Genomic DNA, 18,406 nt, shown 5'->3' with positions numbered 1-18,406 from the left:
AAAATCACACCACAGCTGGGTCCCGCCCGCACCGTCGGAGCGTGCGCACGGGCTGTGAGACTTCCCTCCGGGGGGGTGGCCTGCTAGGTGCGAGCGGCCTCCTGGCTGTCGGCTGTGGGGTGCTGCGGCTCGATGTCATGTCGCTTGATCAACAGAACGATGGCGAGCACCGGGTAGACCAGGACGGGCGCGAGGGACCCGGGGTAGACCGCCTGGTCGAGCAGAATTGCCGAACCGCTGAGCAAAGCGAAGTCGAAGAGCCCGTGCAGTACGGAGTTGAGTACGTTGCTGCCCGAGACCCGCCGAGTGAGATAGAAGAAATACCCCGCGAGGCTGACGATGATCGCCTGCGGTACGGCGGAAAGACCATGCGAGAAGACGTTCGACATGTGCACCACGCCGAAAACGAGGCTCGACCACAGTGCGACCCGCCCCTCGCTCAGGCCGTGGCTGCGCAACATCGTCACGCCGATGCCGCGGAACATGCCCTCCTCGCCCCAGCCGACAAATTGAGTGGCGACCAGGAGGGTGACGACGAACAGCCAGCCCTGCTCCCCGAGTGCGCCGTAATCGATGCCGACCAGGATCGCGACGAGCAGAACACCGGGCACCACCCACAACCAACGGTTGACCGGCCGCTCCTCCACGAATACCTGCCGCCACCAGCCCAGCCGAGCGATAACACCGTAGGTGAACACCAGGGCGAGCCCGATCGGGATCAGCATCGCGAAGATCACTGCGCGGGTGGTGAAAATGTCGTCCTCGTCGCTCCAGCGCTCGATCAGGATGCCGCCGAGCTGGATGATCACCAGGTAGGCGATGACGATCCCGGCAAAAGCGAGGTAGGACAGGCTGCTGCGGCCCGACGTGGGCGGCGTCGTCCCGGCGTTCTCGGTGCTCACCGCGTCAGACTAGGACAGTCCTACATAGCGCGGCGGCCGGACAGCGCGCGGCCGAGCGTCAGCTCGTCGGCGAACTCGAGATCCCCGCCCATCGGCAGCCCGGACGCCAACCTGGTGACCGCGAGGCCCGGGAAATCGCGCAACATCCGCACCAGGTAGGTCGCGGTCGCCTCACCCTCGGTGTTCGGATCGGTGGCGATGATCACCTCGGCGACGCGGACTCCGTCGTCCTCTTCGCCGATCCGCGCCAACAGTTCTCGTATCCGCAACTGGTCGGGTCCGATGCCACTGAGCGGATCGAGCGCGCCGCCGAGGACGTGGTACCGACCGCGGAATTCGCGGGTGCGCTCGATTGCCTGCACGTCCCTGGGCTCCTCGACGACGCAGATCATGGTCCGGTCGCGGCGCGGGTCCGAGCAGATTCGGCACCGTTCGTGGTCGGCGACGGTGCCGCAGACGACGCAGAACTGCACGCCGTCGCGCACCCGCTGCAACGCCGCCGACAACCGGTCCAGATCGGGCGGCTCGACGGAAAGCAGATGGAAGGCGATACGTTGCGCGCTCTTGGGACCGATGCCGGGCAGCTTGCCGAGTTCGTCGATCAGATCCTGAACCGGACCCTCGTACACGTGTGCGCGGGCCTAGAAGTCCGGCAGACCCGGCAGCGAACCGCCGAGGCCACCGGCAAGCGGCCCGAGCCGGCTGCTCGCGATCTGCTGCGCCTTGGCCGAGGCGTCGGTGAACGCACCGATGACCAGGTCCTGCAATGTCTCGACGTCGTCGGGATCGACGACCTTGGGGTCGATCGACAGCGAGACGATCTCACCGCTGCCCTTCACCGTCGCGGTGACCAGCCCGCCACCGGCCTGTCCGGTGACCTCGGTGGACGCGATCTCGGCCTGCGCCGCCATCAACTGCTGCTGCATCTGCTGCGCTTGCGCAAGGATCTGCTGCATGTCGGGCTGCTGTCCGGGTTGCACTTACGAGTCCTCTCCTCGGTTACAGCCAGCGTAGCCGCCGGGGCTGAACGCACATTCTGCGCCGTTCGGTACGGAAATCCGTCGATACGCGCCGAGAATGTGCACGGAGGCCAATCCCAACCGAACGAGGAGCAGCCATGCCGCTACGCATCGGCCAAGTCACCTTCGACTGCACCGGCGACGCTTCGACGCTGGCCCGGTTCTGGTCCGACCTGCTCGAGCTCCCGGTCGATCAGGAGCCGCAGGCGAGCGAGTTCTTCGCCAGTGTCGGCCGCGGCGCGGGCGCACAGCCGGCGCTGTTCTTCATCCGGGTACCGGACAAGACGCCGGGAAAGAACGTCGTCCACCTCGACTTGGTCGCGCCGGACCGGGCCGAGCAAGTCCAGCGGGCGATCGGGCTCGGCGCCGAGCCGGTCGCCGACTTCGACGAGTACGGCGCCACCTGGACCACGCTGCGCGATCCGGAGGGCAATCTCTTCGATATCGGCGGTTAGTGCGTCAGCTCAGTTCCTTCTTCAGGTTCGCCAGCACCTCGGCCTGAATCTTCTTCAGACCGAGCGGCGCGAAGATGCCCTCGAAGATCCCGCCGATGCCGCCTGCCCCGGTCCATTCGGTTTTGGTGGTGACTGTGGACCCGGACCCGCTCGGCGCGACGGAGTACGTGGTGACCATCGACGAGTTGAGGTCGCGTTCGGTCACTGTGTTGTTCGCCACCGTGACGGTCGCCTCGACGTTGCGCGAGCGCTTCTCGGTCGCCTGCAGCGTCCAATGCGCGACGGTGCCGTCGCCCTTGCCGCCGGACACCACCCGATAGTCGCGGTAGTGCGCGGACAGGATGCGCGGCCGCACGTCCTGGTAGTCGGACAGCGCCGTGAGCACGCGTTCCGGTGCAGCGTCGATGGTCGCCGTGCTGCTTGCGCTGACCTGTCCCACGAAAAACCCCGTTCGTCGATGTGCGTGTGCTCGCCCCCATCCTGCCTTTGCGGCCGATCGGCACAGGAACGGCCCGCCCCACCCAGCAACAAGTTGATTAGCCGCAGTAATCTCCTTGCCATGTCGCTTTCTCGCTCGCTCGAACCACCGACTAGCGATAGCGTCAGCACTGTGGCAATCACGGCGAACAACCGCACCGGTCGGGCCGCGAGCGCGCTGGAGTCCGGCTGGGCGGCTCATCGCGCCGGGGTCGAGCGGCTACTCGCGAGCTATCGCGCCATCCCCACCGATGCCAATGTGCGCCTGGCCAAGAAGACCTCGAACCTGTTCCGCGCGCGGGCGAAGAACACCGCCCCCGGACTCGACGTCTCCGGCCTGGAGCGGGTGATCGAGGTGGACCCGGCCACCAAAACCGCCGACGTCGCGGGCATGACCACCTACGAGAACCTGGTCGCCGCAACCCTTCCCTACGGCCTTGCGCCGCTGGTGGTGCCGCAACTCAAGACGATCACCCTCGGCGGCGCGGTGACCGGACTCGGCATCGAGTCCACCTCGTTCCGCAATGGGCTGCCGCACGAGTCGGTGCTCGAGATCGACATCCTCACCGGCGCCGGTGAAATCATCACCGCGACTCCGGACAACGAAAACGCCGATCTCTTCCGCGGCTTCCCCAATTCCTACGGCACGCTCGGGTATTCGACGCGGCTGAAGATCGAACTCGAGACCGTGCAGCCGTATGTCGACTTGCGCCACGTCCGGTTTCATGACCTGCACGAACTCGAGCGGGCGATCGAGCGCATCGTGGTCGACCGCAGCCACGACGGCGAGCCGGTGGATTACCTCGATGGCGTGGTATTCGATGCGGGCGAAAGCTATCTCGTGCTCGGCCGGCAGACCGACGAGCCGGGACCGGTGAGTGACTACACCGGAATGAACATCTTCTACCAGTCGATTCGGCACACCGGCCCGGCGACCAAACGCGATCGCCTGACCATCCACGACTACCTGTGGCGCTGGGACACCGACTGGTTCTGGTGCTCGCGCGCGTTCGGCACGCAGAATCCGCGGATCCGCCGGTTCTGGCCGAAGCGCTACCTGCGCAGCAGCTTCTACTGGAAACTCATCGCGCTCGATCACAAGTACGGCATCGCCGACCGGATCGAGGCACGCAAGGGCAACCCCCCGCGCGAACGGGTGGTGCAGGACATCGAAGTGCCTGCCGATCGCACGGCCGAGTTTCTCGAGTGGTTCCTGGCCGAGATACCGATCGAGCCGATCTGGCTGTGTCCCTTGCGGTTGCGCGAGCCGGGGCCGATCGGCGCGGACAGCGACCGCAGGTGGCCGCTCTACCCCTTGGAGCCGAACCGAACCTACGTCAACGTTGGATTCTGGTCGTCGGTGCCGACCATTTCAGGTCAACCCGACGGCGCGGCCAACCGGGCGATCGAACGCAAGGTGAGCGAACTCGATGGCCACAAGTCGCTGTACTCGGATTCGTACTACGACCGGGGGGAATTCGCCGAACTGTACGGCGGCGACCGGTACCCTGAGCTGAAGCAACGCTTCGACCCCAACCAAAGATTACTCGATCTGTATTCGAAGGCGGTGCAACGGAAATGACCACGTTCAAAACACATCCCGACACCACGGCGAAGCTGAGCATTGCCGACGTCGTGCAGACCGTTGTCGAAGGGCCCCTCCCACTACGGGTCAACGCCTACGACGGCAGCACGGTCGGACCCCTGGATTCGGCGTTCGCGCTCGACATCGTCGATCCGCGCGGAATCAACTACTTGGCAACCGCACCCGGCGATCTGGGCATGGCACGTGCGTACGTCGCGGGTGACATGAAGGCCAGCGGCGTCCACCCGGGCGATCCGTACGAGATCTTGAAAGTGCTGCAGGATCTGAAGTTCCGCCGTCCGGCGGCACGGGAGCTCGCCGCGATCACGCGCGCACTCGGCTGGGAGCGGCTGCGGCCGATCGCGCCGCCGCCGCAGGAGACGCTGCCGCGCTGGCGTCGGATCGCGGAAGGCCTGCGGCACTCGAAGACTCGCGATGCCGAGGTGATCCATCACCATTACGACGTCTCGAACACCTTCTACGAGTACGTGCTCGGCCCGTCGATGGCCTACACCTGCGCCGCCTACGGCGACGAGAACTGGACCCTCGAGCAGGCGCAGGAGAACAAGTACCGCCTGGTCTTCGACAAGCTGCGCTTGAAAGAGGGCGATCGGTTGCTCGACATCGGTTGCGGCTGGGGCTCGATGGTGCGTTACGCGGCCCGCCGCGGCGTGAAGGTGATCGGTGCGACGCTCTCCAAGCAGCAAGCCGAGTGGGCGCAGAAGGCGATCGCGGAGGAAGGACTCTCCGATCTGGCCGAAGTCCGGCACTCCGACTATCGCGACGTGGCCGAAACCGGCTTCGATGCGGTGTCCTCGATCGGACTGACCGAGCACATCGGTGTGCAGAACTACCCGGCATACTTCGGATTCATCTCCTCGAAACTGCGCGACGGCGGCCTTTTCCTCAACCACTGCATCACCAGGCCGGACAACACTCGCAGCTCTCGTGCGGGCGGCTTCATCGACCGCTACGTCTTCCCGGACGGCGAGCTGATCGGGTCCGGGCGCATCATCACCGACATTCAGAACGTCGGACTCGAGGTGCGGCACGAGGAGAATCTCCGCGAGCACTACGCGCTCACGCTTGCCGAGTGGTGCACGAACCTGGTCGACAACTGGGACGCCTGCGTCGCCGAGGTCGGCGAGGGCACCGCGAAGGTCTGGGGCCTGTACATGGCTGGGTCCCGGCTCGGCTTCGAGCGCAACGTCGTTCAACTGCATCAGGTGCTCGGCGTGAAGCTCGACGCGAACGGCGCGGCGAACCTGCCCCTGCGGCCCTGGTGGGACGCGTAGCGGACCACCGTTAGACGCGGTGGGACGCGTAGCGGACCACCGTTAGACGCGGTGGGACGCGTAGCGGACCACCGTTAGACGCGGTGGGACGCGTAGTTAGTGCTGCGTGGCCCGCTGGGCAAGGATCGCGGGCCCCATCCAGCGCCGCAGGTAGCGACGTAATTCACTGGCCTCCCGCGGAGGGTTGCCCGGGGAGATGAACAGCGACTGCATCGTGCGCAGCACGTATTCGACGAGGTCCAGCAACGCCGCGTCGTCATAGCCGTACCGGGGCCAATCCACGTCGAACCGGTTGATCATCGTCATTCCGAATGCTCGCGCCTCGTCGGATACCAAGCTGTCGGGGTGAACACCGGCGTCGGTGCCGATAAGCAATATCCCGAGGTGGGGTGTACGCCGCACGTCGGCCAGGGTGAACAGCACGCCCTCGACCATCGCCTCGACCGGATCGTCCAATCCGTGCACGTGCTGGGCGAGCCGATCGAGAAATCCGTCCACCGAGGCCAGCGCGGCGGCCGTCATGAGCGCATCCGCGCTGGGGAAGTACCGGTACACCGTCTGACGGATGACGCCGAGCGAATCCGCGACGTCGGCAATGCTGATCGCGGTGCCGGTTCGGGCGATCACATCCACTGCGGCGTCGACGATCCGCGCGACCGCCTCGTCATCACTGGCCGGCGGACTGCCACCCCACCCACGCCTGCGTGCCATTCCCGCCTTTGGCTCGAACGATCCGATGCGCATCCGCGCTCCAGGAGTAATCATACATCTGACGCGCGATGTGTATGATCACCGCAACGTGGCGGCGCTCACTGTGAGCGCCGCCACCGCAGCAGCCCTGTCCCAGGAAAGCCCGAGGTAATCCAGCCGTGACCGACCTAATCGTCCGAAAGATGCGCTTCGCGTTCGCGGAAACCGACGTTCCGTTCAATTGGAACGAGCAGAACCCGGCCTTTTCCTCGATGGCCAACGCGGTGTCGTTCCTTGCGATCGGTTTCGAGAAGATGATCGTGCAGTTGATCAAGGAGGCGATGCCCCTGATCACCGATCCCACGATCGCCGAGGAAGCCGACGCTTTCGTCCGCCAGGAGGGGCAGCACTCGACGGCCCACCGGCAGCACGTCAAGGGCCTGATCAGGCGGTACCCCGGGCTGCAGGAGACGCTCGACGAGGTGCTCGGCATGTTCGACGACCTCACCGCGAACAAGCCGATCGAGTACCGGCTCGCCTACACCGCCGATCTCGAGGCCACCTTCACTCCGGTGTTCAAGCTGATGCTCGACCACGACTCGACGCTGTTTCGTCCCGGCGACGACCGGGTCGCGTCGCTGTTCCTCTGGCACTTCGTCGAGGAGATCGAGCATCGCAGCTCCGCGCTGGTCATCTTCCGTTCCATGGTCGACAACGAGCTGTACCGGATGCGCATGGCGCCTTCGATCTTCAAGCACGTGATGGACACGATCCGGATTGCCTGCGCCGGATTCAACAAGCACGTGCCGCTCGAGGAACGCGCCGTCGACTCACTGTCGATGTTCGCCAAGCACCGCAACAAGCAGAAGCTGCGCAAGCTGATCCCGGGCCTGCGTTACGAGGACTTCGGCCCGATGCCGCGCGCCTTCGACGATCTGCCGCTCGGCGAGCAGCTCGTCGCGCTAGGGGGCGTTGTGCGCAGCCAGATGCCCAAGCACAATCCCGGCCACGAGAAGCTCCCGGCACTTGCCGACAAGTGGTTCCGCAAGTACGACGAGGGCTACGACGTGACCCGCTGGTATACCGCGGACCGGAAAGAGGTGGTCTGATGTCGGACCTGTGTGCGACCACTTTCGAGCAGCTCGCCACGCGGCTCGGCTTTTCGTGCGAGGAAGCCGGCGGCATCGTCGAGTTCCGCAACCCGTTCGGCCTGGAGAATTGGACCCTTCCGGTCCTCGAGCTGACGATCGTCGTCGGCGCGGTGCTCGCACTGGTCTACGCAATCCTGCGGCTGCGCCGGTACGGCGACCCGACCAACCTCGTGGTGTGGTTCGGCGCCACGGCATACCTGTTCATCATCGAACCGCCGCTGTACTTCCCGGCCCAGTTCGGCATCGATGAACACGTCGACACGATGTTCGCGCACAACGTCTTCACCGTTGACTTCATGTGGGGACGACTGCCGCTCTACATCGTCGCGATCTATCCCTTCATGGCGACGATCGCGTTCGAAATCGTGCGCATGCTCGGGGTTTTCCGCCTCCGGTACGGCGTCATCGTCGGTGCGATGGCCGTCGGCTTCGTGCACCACGCGTTCTACGAGATCTTCGACCACCTCGGGCCGCAGCTGCGGTGGTGGGAGTGGTCGATCGACAACTCCATGAATCAGCCGATGTTCGATTCCGTTCCGCTGCCGAGCGTGGTGGTGTTCGCCGCGCTGTGGCCGATGTCGCTGGCGCTGTGCGTGCAGTGGTTCGTCGGTCGGCACGTCGACGCAGGTCGCCGTTTCAGCGGGTTCGAACTGGTGGGGCGCACCATCGTGATCGGCGTGCTGGCGTCGGTGGGCACCTTCCTGCTGCCCATTCCCGCAACGGTTCTCGGCGCGAATAGCGACACGGTCCGTGGCTTCCTCTATGCCGCAGAGCTGATCGTCGTGTCGGTCGTCGCAGTCTGGGCCCTCGTCGCGCAGTGGCGGCGGCAGCGCAGCGACGCGACCGCGCCGCGGTATACGAACCGATTCGTGCAGATCTACGCGATCATCTACCTGGCGGTGTTCGTGCTGCTCTGGGCGACCGCACTGCCCGACTTCCTCGACGCCACGGACGGCGCAACCGACAACGGCGACCCGATCGGCAGTCCCTGGTACACGCTGGCCTGCTTCGTGATTGCCATCCTGTGCGTCGTTGCCACTTTCACGATTCCGCGGGAGGAGCGTGCCGACCGCACTCCTCCCGCGTCCCGCGAGGAGCACCTGGCTCCGCGCTGATCGCTGTCCGCCGAGAAGTTTCGGCCGGTAGCCCGCTCTACGACACGCCCACCGGCGGTCCGTTCTCGGATCCCGGTGGGCGTCTTGCGTTACGGTGGCGGCGAACAACAACTTCACATCCTCACGGGGGCTCGCACCAGCGGGCTGAGAGGACGGCTAGCTCATCGAGAGCGGCAGGGCCGTCGACCGTATGAACCTGACCGGGTAATGCCGGCGTAGGGAGCGAGAATCATGAGCAGTGTTGCAATCGACCGTGCCACCGTCACGTCGGGTCCGATCTCCGGAAGCCGCAAGGTGTATCTCGACGTGGACGGTCTGGCCGTGCCCACCCGGCGCATCGACCTGACCAACGGTGACCATTTCGACGTCTACGACACGTCCGGTCCGTATACCGACCCGCACGCGATCATCGACCTTTCCACCGGGCTACCGAAGCACCGCGACACCTGGGCCCGGCCCGAACCGATCGACGGTGCCGCGACCCAACTCGCCTGGGCGCGTGCCGGTTTCCGCACGCCGGAGATGCGCTATTGCGCTGCACGTGAGGGCTGCACACCCGAATTCGTCCGTGCCGAGGTGGCGGCCGGCCGGGCCGTGATTCCGGCCAATCACCGGCACCCGGAGATCGAGCCGATGATCATCGGGGCGGCGTTCACGGTGAAGGTCAACGCGAATATCGGCAATTCCGCGGTGCGCAGTTCGATCACCGACGAGGTCGAGAAGATGGTTTGGGCGACCAGGTGGGGCGCCGATACGATCATGGACCTGTCCACCGGTCGCGATATTCACACCACGCGCGAATGGATTCTGCGCAACTCGCCGGTCCCGGTGGGCACGGTGCCGATCTATCAGGCGCTGGAGAAGGTGAACGGCGACCCGGTGCGATTGAGCTGGGAGTTGTACCGCGACACCGTGATCGAGCAGTGCGAGCAGGGTGTCGACTACCTGACCGTGCATGCCGGGGTGCTGCGCGAGTACATCGCGCTCACCGCGAATCGGGTCACCGGCATCGTCTCCCGCGGCGGGTCCATCATGGCCGCATGGTGCCTCGCGCACAAGCGAGAGTCCTTCCTGTACAAGCACTTCGACGAACTCTGCGAGATCCTGCGTCGCTACGATGTGACGTTCTCGCTCGGCGACGGACTACGGCCGGGTTCGATCGCAGACGCGAACGATGCCGCGCAATTCGCCGAGCTGCGCACGCTCGGAGAGCTCACCCGGATCGCGAAATCGTATGGTGTGCAGGTGATGATCGAGGGGCCCGGGCACGTCCCGATGCACAAGATCGCCGAGAACGTCGCGCTCGAACGGGAACTCTGCGAAGAGGCACCGTTCTACACCCTCGGTCCGCTGGCCACCGATATCGCCCCGGCCTACGACCACATCACCTCCGCGATCGGGGCGGCGATCATCGCGCAGGCCGGCACCGCGATGCTCTGCTATGTCACGCCGAAGGAGCACCTCGGCCTGCCCGATCGCGACGACGTGAAGGTCGGCGTCATCGCCTACAAGATCGCCGCACACGCGGCCGATCTGGCCAAGGGCCACCCGCACGCACAGGAACGCGACGACGCACTGTCCACGGCGCGCTTCGAGTTCCGTTGGGAGGACCAGTTCAACCTCGCGCTCGATCCCGACACGGCGCGCAGCTTCCACGACGAGACGCTGCCCGCGGAACCGGCGAAGAATGCGCACTTCTGCTCGATGTGCGGACCCAAGTTCTGCTCGATGCGGATCTCCGCGGATGTGCGTGCGCTCGCCGAACGTGATGGCCACGTGCACCTGCCGATCGTGGCCGATCGAGAAACTTCCGCCGGCGATGTCGAGAACTCGTGAGCGGCTTCGTCCCCGGTCCGAACGCGACCAGAATGGGTCGCACCACCACCGAGGAGAACACGATGGCCAAGTACTTGCTGCTCAAGCACTACCGCGGCGCCCCGGCTGCGGTCAACGACGTGCCCATGGACCAGTGGACGCCCGAGGAGATCTCGGACCACATGCAGTACATGAATGATTTTGCGGCCCGGCTGGAGAGCACCGGCGAACTCGTCGACGGTCAGGCGCTCGCCCCCGAGGGGACTTTCGTCCGATACGACGGAGAGGGTCGCCCGCCCGTCACCGACGGCCCGTTCGCCGAGACCAAGGACCTCATCGCGGGCTGGATGGCAATCGACGTCGACAGTTATGCGCGCGCCATCGAGCTGGCCGGGGAGCTGTCGGCCGCCCCGGGGGCGGGCGGGAAGCCGATCCACGAGTGGCTCGAGGTTCGTCCGTTCCTGACCGAGCCGCCCACGATCACCGAGTGAACACAGCCGGAGTGAACGAGCTCCTGCTCCGGAGCCTCACGCCGAATGTGCTCGGGATCCTCGTCCGCCGCGGAGCAGACTTCGCGGCGGCCGAGGATGCCGTACAGGACGCGCTGGTCGAGGCGGTTCGGGTTTGGCGCGACGACCCGCCGCGAGACCCGAAGGGCTGGTTGGTCACGGTGGCGTGGCGCAAGTTCGTCGACGCAACGCGGGCGGACGCGGCCCGGCGCCGGCGTGAGGACCGCGCGGACGAGGAGCCGGTGCCGGGACCCGCGCCCGATGCCGACGACACGCTCGCGCTCTACTTCCTGTGTGCCCACCCGTCGTTGACGCCGGCCTCCGCGGTTGCGCTCACGCTGCGCGCCGTCGGCGGACTGACCACCCGGCAGATCGCGGCGGCTTACCTGGTGCCCGAAGCGACCATGGCGCAACGCATCAGCCGCGCCAAGCGCACCGTCTCCGGCGTGCGGTTCGACCAGCCGGGCGACGTGGCCACCGTGTTGCGGGTGCTCTACCTGGTCTTCAACGAGGGCTATTCGGGCGACGTCGATCTCGCCGCCGAGGCCATCCGGCTCACCAGGCAACTCGCGGACGCGATCGACCATCCCGAGGTGGCGGGGCTGCTCGCACTCATGCTGCTGCACCACGCTCGGCGCGCCGCCCGGACCGCGCCCGACGGCAGTCTGGTGCCGCTCGCCGAGCAGGACCGCGACCGGTGGGACACCGAGTCGATCGCCGAGGGCGTCGAGATCCTGCAGGCGGCGCTGGCCCTCGATCGACTCGGCGAATTCCAGGCTCAGGCCGCCATCGCGGCTTTGCACGCCGACGCTCCGACCGCCGCGGACACCGACTGGGTGCAGATCGTCGAGTGGTACGACGAGTTGGTCCGGATCACCGACAGTCCCATTGCTCGGCTCAACCGCGCCGTCGCGGTGGGCGAGGCCGACGGCGCCAGGGCCGGTCTGGCCGCCCTCGCCGAACTCGACGATTCCCTGCCCCGCTATGCGGCGGTCGCGGCGTACCTGCACGAGCGCGACGGCGACCCCGCGACGGCAGCACACCTGTACGCCGAGGCGGCGTACAAGGCAGCCAACCTCGCCGAGCGCGACCACCTGAACCGACAAGCCGCCCGGCTCAACGCCATGCGGCGGTAACCCGACGAAGCGATTTGTCCGAAATGTCAGAGTGCGATGCAGACCGTCGACAAAGGCGGCATTCATAGCCGAAATGCTCGAGTTCAACGACTGGGTCGCAGCGAACGCGACCCACACCGAACCACCAATGACGTTGCTGGACACCACGAGCCGTTCGCCGGTCGACACCGCGGCGCTGGTCTCCGCCTGGGTGCGCGAAAGACTATGAGCGACAACGAAGAGGCCGTGGACCCGAAGGTCCACGGCCTCTTCGTCACTGGCGCGTGATTACTTCTTCAGCGATGCCGGCGGGGTGAACCGCTTGCCGTACTTGGCAGCGAGCTCCTCGGCGCGGGCCACGAAGGCCTGCTGTCCACCCGGGTAGCCGACGATGTACTGGTGCACACCACCGGTCCAGGCCGGGAAGCCGATGCCGAAGATCGAGCCGATGTTGGCGTCGGCGGTGGTCGTGAGAACGCCCTCGTCGAAGCACTTCTGGGTCTCGATCGCCTCGGCGAACAGCATCCGGTCGATCAGATCCTGGAACGGCACCTCCAGCTCACGGCTGGTCTTGAAGGTGTCGCGCAGACCCTCCCACAGACCGTCGCGCTTGCCGTCGACGTAGTCGTAGAAGCCGGCGCCGTTCAGGCGACCGGAGCGGTTCGCCTCAATCATCTTGTCGATGACGTCGAAGGACGGGTGCGGCTCGTCGCCGAGGGTCACATCGCCGGCCGCGGCTGCCGCCACGGTCTCCTTGCGGATCTTCTGCATCAGGTTGAGGTTCAACTCATCCGACAGCTGCAGTGGTGCGGCGGGGTAGCCCGCGTGCAGACCGGCCTGCTCGATGGTCTGCGGCTCGATGCCCTCGGCCAGCATGCCGATGGCCTCGTTGACGAACGTGCCGATGACACGCGAGGTGAAGAAGCCACGGCTGTCGTTGACGACGATCGGGGTTTTCTTGATCGCGAGGGTGTAGTCGAACACCCGGGCCAGCGCCTCGTCGGAGGTCTTCTCGCCCCGGATGATCTCGACCAGCGGCATCTTGTCGACCGGCGAGAAGAAGTGGATGCCGATGAAGTCCTCTTCGCGCTTCACACCGGCGGCGAGGCCGGTGATCGGCAGGGTCGAGGTGTTCGAGCCGAGCAGCGCGTCGGGATCGACGATGTCCTCGATCTCCTGGAAGACCTTGTGCTTGAGCTCGGTGCTCTCGAACACGGCCTCGATCACGAAGTCGACGCCCTTGAAGTCGGCCGCATCCGCGGACGGCGTGATCCGGTCCAGCAGCGCCTTGGACTTCTCCTCGGTGGTCTTGCCACGCGAGAGCGCCTTGGCCTCGATCTTCTCCGAGTAGTTCTTGCCGCGCTCGGCGGCCTCGAGCGTGACGTCCTTGAGCACGACCTCGTAGCCGGCCTTGGCCGAGACGTAGGCGATGCCCGCGCCCATCATGCCCGCGCCGAGCACGCCGACCTTGCGGATCTCACGCTTGGCGATGCCGTCCGGACGCGAACCACCGTTGTTGATGGTCTGCAGGTCGAAGAAGAACGCCTGGATCATGTTCTTCGCGACCGGGCCGGTGAGCAGGTGCACGAAGTAGCGCGACTCGATCAGCGACGCGTTGTCGATGTCGACCTGCGCGCCCTCGACCGCGGCGGCCATGATGGCCCGCGGCGCAGGCATGTTGGCGCCCTTGAGCTGCTTGCGCAGGTTGCCCGGAACGGCAGGCAGGTTCGCGGCGAACGCCGGGGTAGCCGGGGTGCCGCCGGGGATCTTGAAGCCCTTCTTGTCCCAGGGCTGCACGCCGCCCTCGGGGTTGGCCTTGATCCACGCCTTCGCGGCAGGGACCAGCTCGTCGACCGAACCGACGAGCTCGTCGACCAGGCCGATCTCCTTGGCCTTGGCCGGCTTGTTGCGCTGGCCCTGCAGCAGCACCTGCAGCAGCGCGCTCTGGATGCCGAGCATGCGCACGGTGCGGATCACGCCGCCGCCGGCAGGCAGCAGGCCGAGGGTCGCCTCGGGCAGGCCGATCAGCGAACCCGGAACGTCGGCCGCGATGCGATGGTGACACGCGAGCGCGATCTCCAGGCCGCCACCGAGCGCCGCACCGTTGATGGCGGCGACAACCGGCTTGCCGAGCGTCTCGAGCTGGCGCAGCGCGCCCTTGATCTCGGTGAGCTCGTCCATCAGGGCCTGGCCGTCTTCGGGGCCGACCTGCATCATGTTCTTCAGGTCGCCGCCGGCGAAGAAGGTCTTCTTCGCCGAGGTGAGCACGACACCGGTGATGTCGTCCTTCTCGGCCACGAGCCGAGCGACCGTCCCGGTCATCGACTTCTTGTACAGCTCGTTCATGGTGTTGGCGCCCTGGTTCGGGTCGTCCATCGTCAGCGTGACGATGCCGTCCGCGTCCCGCTCCCAACCGATCATGTTGTCAGTCACTGCTCAATGTCTCCTGTATGAAAATCAGTGGTCGGGAGTGGTTAGACGCGCTCGATGATGGTGGCAACACCCATGCCGCCGCCGACGCACAGCGTCAGCAGGGCGTAGCGGCCGTTGCGACGCTCGAGCTCGTCGACCATGGTGCCGGTGATCATCGCGCCGGTGGCGCCGAGCGGGTGACCCATCGCGATCGCGCCGCCGTTGACGTTGAGCTTCTCGTCCGGGATGTTGAGATCCTTCTGGAACTTCAGCACGACCGACGCGAACGCCTCGTTCAGCTCGAACAGGTCGATGTCGTCGACGGTCAGGCCGGCGCGATCGAGGACCTTCTTGGTGGCCGGCGTCGGGCCGGTCAGCATGATCGTCGAGTCGGCGCCGCTGGTGGCGGTCGCGACGACGCGCGCACGCGGGGTCAGACCCGAAGCCTTGCCCGCTTCCTCGGTGCCGACGAGCAGCAGGGCCGCGCCGTCGACGATGCCCGAGCTGTTGCCGCCGTGGTGGACGTGGTTGATCTTCTCCACGTAGTGGAACTTCTGCAGCGCCACCGCGTCGAAGCCGCCCATTTCGCCGACCATCGAGAACGACGGCTGCAGCTTGGCCAGATCCTCGAGCGTGGTGCCCGGGCGCATGTGCTCGTCATGGTCGAGCACGGTCAGTCCGTTGATGTCCTTGACCGGAACGACCGACTTCGCGAAGTAGCCGCCCGACCACGCCGCCGCCGCTTTCTCCTGTGAACGCACCGCGTAGGCGTCGACGTCCTCACGGGAGAAGCCCTCGATGGTGGCGATCAGGTCGGCGCCGACGCCCTGCGGGACGAAGTAGGTGTCGTAGCTGGTGGCGGGATCGAGCGCCCACGGGCCACCGTCGCTGCCCATCGGCACGCGCGACATCGACTCGACGCCGCCGGCGATGATCAGGTCGTCGAAGCCGGAGCGGACCTTCTGCGCGGCCATGTTCACGGCCTCGAGGCCGGAGGCGCAGAAGCGGTTGATCTGCACGCCGCCGACGGTGTCGGGCAGGCCGGCCGCGGTCACCGCGACGCGGGCCATATCGGCGCCCTGGTCACCAACCGGGCCAACGATGCCCAGGATGACGTCGGAGAGCCGGTCCTCGTCGAGGTCGGGGAAACGGTTGCGCAGCTCGCCGATCAGGCCGGTGACCAGATCGATCGGCTTCACCGAGTGCAGCGAACCCGTCTTCTTGCCGCGCCCGCGGGGCGTACGAATCGCCTCGTAGATGAACGCCTCTGTCGTCACTGTGACGTCTCCTTCTTCCGTACTGCTCGGTGCCGCGGCACCGCTGGTGGTTACCTGTGCGGCAGTGCCGCGGTCTTCGCTGTGCGGCCAAGCCGCTCGTCGCATCCGGTCGGTCGACCGTGGATTGCAGCCACCCGCGACCCACGTGACACACGACGAGAACGACGGCCGCCGCTCCCCGCCCTGCTACCACACAAGGAGCAGCTGAAGGTAAGGGTTGTCGACCTGTCTCCCCGACGCGGCAAGTGCGAATCGCGGTTAACTTTGGCGAGTTTACACCGCACCCATCGCAGTCCGCCCAACCTGGTCGAAACGCCGGCGCACGACACGCCGCGGGAAATCGTCAGGCGCCGTCGATGCGGCGGGCGCCGAGCTCGTTGCTGAGCAACTCGATGGCCACCTCATCCGGGTCCCGCCGTTCCTCGGCGCGGACGGGCTGAGCCGCTTCGGCGAGCATCTCCGCTTCCTCGTCGGGAGTGCTCGGCAGTGGCGGACCGTCGAGATGCTCCTGCGGCGGCTGGTACGCGACATCGGACGGTTCTTCGTCCGAGTCGTGCGGCGGCTCGGCGGGGAGCGGCCAGTCCTCCGCGGCATCGCGCGCCGGCTCGGCGGGCCGCTCGGCTTTCGTCCGGCTCGGCCGCGAAAACTTCGGCAGACCAGCGGGTTTCGCGTTCGCGGCCGGGCGGGCGGGGGCGCTGCGCGCGGCGGCGTTGGTCGCCCCGGTCTCGCAGCGCACGTCCCATTCCACGCCGAACAGGTCGCGCAGGGCGTCCTTGATCACTTCGGCATTGCGCGGTTCGACGAGTCGCTTCGACAGCGGGCCCGACTCGTGCCGCAGCACGATCGCGCCGCCGGTGACGGCCGCGATTGTCGCGCCGGACAGCATCACCTCGACGGTGCGGCTGCGTTCGCGCACCTTGACCAGCACTTCCGACCACACCGCGCGCACCGCGGCGGCATCGGGCTCGCCCGGGCGACTCGCGGCGGCGGGTTCGGATATCGGCTCGGGCGCAGGTTCGGACTCGGGCTCGGGCTCGGGCACGGACTCCGCCGCGGGAGGCTCTGCGGCAACGGTCGGTTCCGGCGCGGGTTCCGGCTGCGGCGAGGGCGCTGGCTCGGGCTCGGGGGCCGGCGTCGGGTCCGGACTGGGCCTGGTCGGGGCGGGTTCGGGCGTGGGTTGCGGGGTCGGCGGTGGCGTCGGCGGTGCGGTCGGCGCCGGGTCCGGGGTCGTCGGAGCCGGCTCGGTCGCCGTCTCCGCTTTGACCCGCGACGGCCGGAACTCCCGGCGGCCGGCGGTCTCGGGCGCTTCGTCCGCTGTATTGGGCGCTGCCGCACCGGCGGCGGATTCCGTGGTGGGTCTGCTCACTTCCAACCGCCGCTCGATGCGCTCGATGCGCTGGAGTGCGGCGGACTCGGCGTCGGATACCGACGGCAGCAGCATGCGCGCGCAGACCACCTCGAGCAGCAGTCGTGGCGCGGTCGCCCCGCGCATTTCGCCGAGCCCCTCGTGCACCAGCTCCGCGTAGCGGGCCAGCGTTGCCGGGCCGATGCGCTCGGCTTCGGCCAGCATCCGCTCGAGCTGATCGCCGGGGGCATCGACGAGTCCACGCTCGCCGGCGTCGGGGACCGCGCGCAACAGAATCAGGTCGCGCAGCCGGTCGAGCAGGTCGACGGCGAACCGGCGCGGATCGTGCCCCGCCTCCATGACCTTGTCGACGGTGCCGAACAGCGCGGCTCCATCGTCGGCGGCGAGCGCATCGACCGCTTCGTCGATCAGCGCAACGTCGGTGACGCCGAGCAACGCGAGCGCCCGCCGATAGGTGACGCCGTCGTTCCCGGCACCGGCGAGCAGCTGATCGAGCACGCTGAGCGAATCGCGAGGCGAACCGCCGCCCGCGCGAATGACCAGCGGGTACACCGCCGGTTCGACGGTGACCGACTCCTGCGCGCAGATCTTCTCCAGCAGCCCGCGCATGGTGCTCGGCGGCAGCAGCCGGAACGGGTAGTGGTGGGTGCGCGACCGGATCGTCGGCAGCACCTTCTCCGGCTCCGTCGTCGCGAACACGAAGATCAGGTGCTCCGGCGGTTCCTCGACGATCTTGAGCAGCGCGTTGAAACCTGCCGTGGTGACCATGTGCGCCTCATCCACGATGAACACCCGGTAGCGCGACTCGGCGGGCGCGTAGAACGCCCGGTCGCGCAGTTCCCTGGTGTCATCGACGCCACCATGACTGGCCGCGTCGAGTTCGATCACGTCGAGATTGCCCGGTCCGCCCGGGCCGAGCGCGACGCACGACCCGCAGACGCCGCACGGTGTCGACGTCGGTCCCTCGACGCAGTTCAGCGAGCGAGCGAGGATGCGCGCCGATGAGGTCTTGCCACAGCCACGCGGGCCGGAGAACAGATAGGCATGGTTGATCCGCCCGGCGTCGAGCGCAATGCTCAACGGCTCGGTCACATGCTCCTGGCCGACCACCTCGGCGAACGTTGCCGGTCGGTACTTCCGGTACAGCGCCACGCGCCGAGCGTACCGGCGGGCGGGGACAGTCGACCCTGCGGAGTTCTGGACGCCGACCCCGGCCGCCGGCG

16 protein-coding genes, 1 pseudogene and 1 riboswitch are annotated in these 18,406 nt (G+C 67.0%); of the genes and pseudogenes, 9 read left to right on the top strand and 8 right to left on the bottom strand.

Annotated features, from left to right (window positions below; all coding sequences use genetic code 11):
• Positions 1-83: 83 nt before the first annotated feature.
• Genes OG921_RS07865 through OG921_RS07855 form a run of 3 tightly spaced genes read right to left on the bottom strand, consistent with a single transcriptional unit; the run spans position 84 to position 1,858 of the window.
• On the bottom strand, positions 84-902 hold the full coding sequence (locus OG921_RS07865) for a CPBP family intramembrane glutamic endopeptidase (protein ID WP_266111821.1): 819 nt from the start codon (positions 900-902) through the stop codon (positions 84-86).
• Between the two features lie 20 nt (positions 903-922).
• Positions 923-1,531 carry a recombination mediator RecR gene (gene recR / locus OG921_RS07860; RefSeq protein WP_266111820.1) on the bottom strand — a complete coding sequence of 203 codons (609 nt, stop codon included), beginning with the start codon at positions 1,529-1,531 and terminating at the stop codon, positions 923-925.
• Positions 1,532-1,543: 12 nt separating this feature from the next.
• The gene (locus tag OG921_RS07855) at positions 1,544-1,858 is read right to left on the bottom strand and encodes a YbaB/EbfC family nucleoid-associated protein (RefSeq protein WP_323182727.1); all 315 of its coding nucleotides are present in this window, start codon (positions 1,856-1,858) and stop codon (positions 1,544-1,546) included.
• Between the two features lie 161 nt (positions 1,859-2,019).
• Here OG921_RS07855 and OG921_RS07850 point away from each other — a divergent pair, with 161 nt between their 5' ends.
• On the top strand, positions 2,020-2,376 hold the full coding sequence (locus tag OG921_RS07850) for a VOC family protein (RefSeq protein WP_266111818.1): 357 nt from the start codon (positions 2,020-2,022) through the stop codon (positions 2,374-2,376).
• Positions 2,377-2,380: 4 nt separating this feature from the next.
• Here OG921_RS07850 and OG921_RS07845 read toward each other — a convergent pair whose 3' ends face one another.
• A complete protein-coding gene (locus OG921_RS07845) occupies positions 2,381-2,815 on the bottom strand; it encodes an SRPBCC family protein (RefSeq protein WP_266111817.1) in 435 nt (144 codons plus the stop codon).
• A gap of 177 nt (positions 2,816-2,992) precedes the next feature.
• Between OG921_RS07845 and OG921_RS07840 the strand changes: the two genes are divergently transcribed.
• The gene (locus OG921_RS07840; RefSeq protein WP_266112277.1) at positions 2,993-4,435 is read left to right on the top strand and encodes an FAD-binding oxidoreductase; all 1,443 of its coding nucleotides are present in this window, start codon (positions 2,993-2,995) and stop codon (positions 4,433-4,435) included.
• Positions 4,432-5,733, top strand: coding sequence for a class I SAM-dependent methyltransferase (locus tag OG921_RS07835; RefSeq protein ID WP_266111816.1), 1,302 nt, complete (start codon positions 4,432-4,434; stop codon positions 5,731-5,733). The genes OG921_RS07840 and OG921_RS07835 overlap by 4 nt, the downstream gene beginning before the upstream one ends.
• A gap of 96 nt (positions 5,734-5,829) precedes the next feature.
• Here OG921_RS07835 and OG921_RS07830 read toward each other — a convergent pair whose 3' ends face one another.
• A complete protein-coding gene (locus OG921_RS07830; protein ID WP_266112276.1) occupies positions 5,830-6,444 on the bottom strand; it encodes a TetR/AcrR family transcriptional regulator in 615 nt (204 codons plus the stop codon).
• A 158-nt stretch (positions 6,445-6,602) separates the two neighbouring features.
• Here OG921_RS07830 and OG921_RS07825 point away from each other — a divergent pair, with 158 nt between their 5' ends.
• From OG921_RS07825 to OG921_RS07800, 6 genes and pseudogenes are all read left to right on the top strand, one after another.
• Entirely contained in the window at positions 6,603-7,532 is a 930-nt protein-coding gene (locus tag OG921_RS07825; protein WP_266111815.1) for a metal-dependent hydrolase, read from the top strand.
• Positions 7,532-8,689: a hypothetical protein gene (locus OG921_RS07820; protein ID WP_266111814.1), complete on the top strand. Its 1,158-nt coding sequence runs from the start codon at positions 7,532-7,534 to the stop codon at positions 8,687-8,689. Before OG921_RS07825 ends, OG921_RS07820 begins: the two co-directional genes overlap by 1 nt.
• Before the next feature lie 113 nt (positions 8,690-8,802).
• Positions 8,803-8,928: riboswitch (TPP riboswitch) on the top strand.
• Positions 8,921-10,441: pseudogene (gene thiC / locus OG921_RS07815) on the top strand (phosphomethylpyrimidine synthase ThiC); the annotation flags it as partial. (Overlaps the previous riboswitch by 8 nt.)
• A gap of 146 nt (positions 10,442-10,587) precedes the next feature.
• The gene (locus OG921_RS07810; protein WP_266112275.1) at positions 10,588-10,995 is read left to right on the top strand and encodes a YciI family protein; all 408 of its coding nucleotides are present in this window, start codon (positions 10,588-10,590) and stop codon (positions 10,993-10,995) included.
• 11 nt (positions 10,996-11,006) lie between these two features.
• Positions 11,007-12,149: an RNA polymerase sigma factor gene (locus OG921_RS07805; protein ID WP_266112274.1), complete on the top strand. Its 1,143-nt coding sequence runs from the start codon at positions 11,007-11,009 to the stop codon at positions 12,147-12,149.
• 73 nt (positions 12,150-12,222) lie between these two features.
• Complete coding sequence (locus tag OG921_RS07800; RefSeq protein ID WP_266111813.1) at positions 12,223-12,357, top strand: hypothetical protein; 135 nt, start codon at positions 12,223-12,225, stop codon at positions 12,355-12,357.
• A 59-nt stretch (positions 12,358-12,416) separates the two neighbouring features.
• Here the strand turns inward: OG921_RS07800 and OG921_RS07795 are convergent, their stop codons facing one another.
• From OG921_RS07795 to OG921_RS07785, 3 genes are all read right to left on the bottom strand, one after another.
• Positions 12,417-14,549 (bottom strand): 3-hydroxyacyl-CoA dehydrogenase NAD-binding domain-containing protein, encoded by a 2,133-nt coding sequence (locus OG921_RS07795; protein WP_323182726.1) that lies wholly within the window; start codon positions 14,547-14,549, stop codon positions 12,417-12,419.
• A 53-nt stretch (positions 14,550-14,602) separates the two neighbouring features.
• A complete protein-coding gene (locus OG921_RS07790) occupies positions 14,603-15,817 on the bottom strand; it encodes an acetyl-CoA C-acetyltransferase (RefSeq protein ID WP_266111811.1) in 1,215 nt (404 codons plus the stop codon).
• Between the two features lie 343 nt (positions 15,818-16,160).
• Complete coding sequence (locus OG921_RS07785; RefSeq protein WP_266111810.1) at positions 16,161-18,335, bottom strand: DNA polymerase III subunits gamma/tau; 2,175 nt, start codon at positions 18,333-18,335, stop codon at positions 16,161-16,163.
• Between the last annotated feature and the right edge of the window lie 71 nt (positions 18,336-18,406).

Origin of the sequence: Aldersonia sp. NBC_00410, from assembly GCF_026342035.1 — a bacterium.
GTDB lineage: Bacteria > Actinomycetota > Actinomycetes > Mycobacteriales > Mycobacteriaceae > Aldersonia.
This window is presented reverse-complemented; position numbering and strand designations above follow the sequence as displayed.